A 3,538-nucleotide genomic window follows, 5' to 3' on the forward strand; every position below is an offset into this window, starting at 1 on the left:
TTCTAGCCTCGCATAAGCTGGCCCCTCCATAAATGAGGGATACCGAGAAATCACGGCCCCTGATCACCCTCCGCCTCTCCCACCCCCAAACCTCAACCCAAGGAACTTTTCATCGAAGGCGAAGTGCGATCGCTGCCTGGAAGCCTCGATCAGATTCCCATGTTCAACAGCAACAGCCCGGAATGGATCAAACAAGGCGGCATCCTGCTATCCACCTTTCCGCCGGAGGGCAAAAAAACACCTACTGCCCATTTAAATTACGCTTTCCAAGGGGAATTTACCCTCTTCGCCCACCACTTTACCCACACTCCCAAGGACTTACAAACCCTCTACATCGGCATCCTGGCCCACAACCCCAGCAATCAACCCATCACCATCGAAATTCCTGCCGCTGCGAGTTATCAACTGGAACCAGACGCCCCCTTCAAAACGCAGCCGATGATGCTGGAAAATCCCACGGGTGAAATCTTTTCCGGCCCTGGCATTCGGGCGGTGGATGCGGTGCTGCGGGGCCAACGAACCCCAGAATTTGCCGCCAAAGTCGTCATTCCCGCCAAGGGCTACCAACTGCTGATGAATGCGCCCATTCCCACAAAGGGCTTAGCCCGTCCGGTCAATGGCCGATCGAGCTTTGCCCATGTGAAAAGTAGCGACAAAGTCTACCTTGCGAGCTTAGCCATGTTTGCCCCAAAAAATGCCCAAGGCAGCGATCGACCTCCCACCCTAGCTGAGTGGCGTAACCTGCTGGACACAGGCACGCTGGCCATGCCTCGGGACAAAACGCCCACTCCCCTAGACCAAACCAGCGGGCCATTAATTTACAGCCGCGTCGCCGGGGTGCAAATTGGCTCGACCTGGCAGGCTAAGCTCACCGATTCCGGCCAAACCACCTTAGCCTTACCCCGATCGGGCCAGACCCTGTCCTACCCCATCAGTACCCTACGGCGCGGACGGCTGGGCACCTCGCAAATTCAAGCAGCCCCCCTTGTGGTGCGCTATCCCGATACGGCCTACGAGTCCCACGGCAACTACTGCGTGCGCTATGACCTGACCATGCCCTTGGTGAACCGCAGCGATCGAGCGCAAACCGTCGCCATCACCTTGGCCACACCGCTGAAAGATGACCAACTAGCCCAAGGCAAAATTCGCTTTCGGCAACCGCCCCAGGATTTTCCCTACTTTCGCGGTACGGTACGCCTGCGCTATCAGGAGGACACGGGCAAAGCCGTCACTCGATATATTCACCTCTGGCAACGCACGGGGCAAAAGGTTGATCCCTTAGTAACACTCAAGCTGAAACCCAAAGAGCAACGATCGGTGCGGTTGGATTTCCTCTATCCGCCTGATGTAACGCCGCCGCAAGTGTTAATGATCACCACCCAGTAGCAGCACGCCGTAGGACTGAATGCAAATTTTTTGACTGGGGAATTCTAAGTTTAACCTTTAAATCAGCCTGGTATGCTCACCTTTTTGCACACATCCAACCGATCAGAACAGTTAACTCCGATCGAGGAAACACAGACTCAACTGATTTTCCAAAAAGGTGAAAAAACAGAATCTCCTTCTTGGAAATCCTGGTTGGGTTTGGTGATTAGTGGTTTGGGCCTAGTTGTAGTGCTGGAACATTGGCTCAAAGGAGTATTCGTACTACAAGCGGCCTTTTCTATTTCATCCGCTTTTTTAATTGCTACCGGCCTCAGCATTGTCATCATTGTGACTTACTTCAATCCCCTATGGGTCCGCTGGTATTTCCATCGTGATAAGCAACAACTCACCTGTGTTAAGCGTTTCTTAATTGGTAAATCGCAGAAATCTTTCCCATTTTTTAAAATCCGGGAGATTATGGCCCAGCAGTATGAAGCCGTTGACTCACAAGGCGTGATTTGTGCCTATGTATCCATGGTTCTAACTTCAGGAAAAGAAATCAAACTTAGTCAAAGTCCCTTCTTGTACGATCGTCGAGAGATTGCACTCTCCCTGCAATACCATCGCAAGATTGCCGAAATGATGCGGGATTTCCTAGGTCAAACGACTCCAGCAGAACAACGCGCAGAAGCTGTTAAAGTGCCTTCCCTAGAAGCGATTCAACAGGAACGCAAAGCCGCCTGGCAGGAATTGAAAGGCATCTTTGGAGCCATTTTTTCTGGGAAGCAATCAAAGCAAGCTCAGATTCAAGCCCTGCGTCAGGCGATCGCTCAGAATCCCCAGAATCCCAAAGACTGGGAACAACTGGCACTCTTCCTAGTTCTACAAAAAACAACGTTTACAGAAGGACTCCAGGCATACCAGCGGGCAGAACTGCTCTACCGTCATGCGGGAGAAACTGAAAAAGCCGATTCAATTACAACGCTGGTTCAGCGCTATCAAAATCGGTAGTACAGGAAATCACAAAAATCTTAGGCCGCCCAAATTTTTCGGAAAATCCGATCGGATTTTAGAATTTACGACTATTATAGTACAAAAGTACTTGCTAGAGACATGTTTTCCTTTGAGGCCAAGGTCTACCTGCGGGAAGGCTAGGGCCGATTTTCCTGGGGAGCCTACTAGATTGCAAATCCGCCATTGCCGTCATGTCCAAACCGATCGCGCTAGGAACTCTGCTTGCCAACCGTTATTACCTATTGCGTTGCTTAGGTGATGGGGAATTTGGCTGGCAATATTCCGCCGTAGATCGGGAACGAGATAATCGTCTCTGTCTGCTGGAAGACTGGTTACCACCCTCCGCATTGCTACCGCACCTACCAACGCAATACCGCAGCTTCCAAGCCCGCCTCCAGCCATTCCTCGCCCTGCGCCACGCCCAAATCGCCAGCCCCAAGGCCACCATCTTGGCACAGAACCGTTTTTGGCTGGTGTATGACTATCCCGAAGGCAAAACCTATGGGGAACTTTTGGACGATCGGCGATCGTATCAGGCCGCTTTTACGGAAGCCGAAGTCATTCAACTTTTGCAGCAAATTTTGCCACTCCTCCAGCATTTGCATGAGCAAGACTTAGTTCATTGCAATCTTCATTTAGACAGTTTATTTCTGCCCGATCCTGAGACATTGCCGTATCTGACTAATCTGGGCCAACTTCGCGAGATTGCCTTAGATTTAGGCTTCCAATCCCTTTCCCCCGACTGGGCACCACCGGAGTTACCCGCGACGATCGCCCAAGACCTCTATGATTTAGGGGCGATCGCGGTGCAGTTGCTGAGTGCCACGCCTCCAACGACCTCCTGGGAACGCTATACCACCGCTGTTTACGCGACCCTCAGTCCTGCCTTTACCCGTGTGCTCAAGCGGATGCTGCTTCCCAATCCCCTCGCGCGGTACGCCACAGCCCAAGCCGTCCTAGAAGCCCTGCAACGCCCACCGATTACCTCAGAACGATTAGCCTCTGAGCGACTCTTCGATCGATCGGAGGCTCGATCGAAGACTATTGCCGCTTCCCGACCCGTGTTGTCATCTATCCTGCCGGCAAATTCGGAAGCCCCTTGGCTAACCGATGCGGACTCGGCGATCGCAGACAATCGTTCCCCCCTACCCACCCACCC

General features: G+C 52.5%; 3 protein-coding genes. All 3 read left to right on the forward strand.

Translation table 11 applies throughout. The annotated features are described in order from the left end of the window. Positions 1-123 precede the first annotated feature (123 nt). Entirely contained in the window at positions 124-1,386 is a 1,263-nt protein-coding gene (locus tag ACN4EG_RS27365) for a DUF3370 domain-containing protein (RefSeq protein ID WP_431633453.1), read from the forward strand. Positions 1,387-1,458: 72 nt separating this feature from the next. Continuing rightward, positions 1,459-2,376, forward strand: a complete 918-nt coding sequence (locus ACN4EG_RS27370; protein ID WP_431633454.1) for a hypothetical protein — start codon at positions 1,459-1,461, stop codon at positions 2,374-2,376. 194 nt (positions 2,377-2,570) lie between these two features. Continuing rightward, positions 2,571-3,538 (forward strand): protein kinase domain-containing protein (locus tag ACN4EG_RS27375; protein WP_431633455.1); only part of this gene is annotated, 968 nt, incomplete at its 3' end.

This window comes from Alkalinema pantanalense CENA528, assembly GCF_050753345.1.
Taxonomy (GTDB): Bacteria; Cyanobacteriota; Cyanobacteriia; order Leptolyngbyales; family Leptolyngbyaceae; genus Alkalinema; species Alkalinema pantanalense.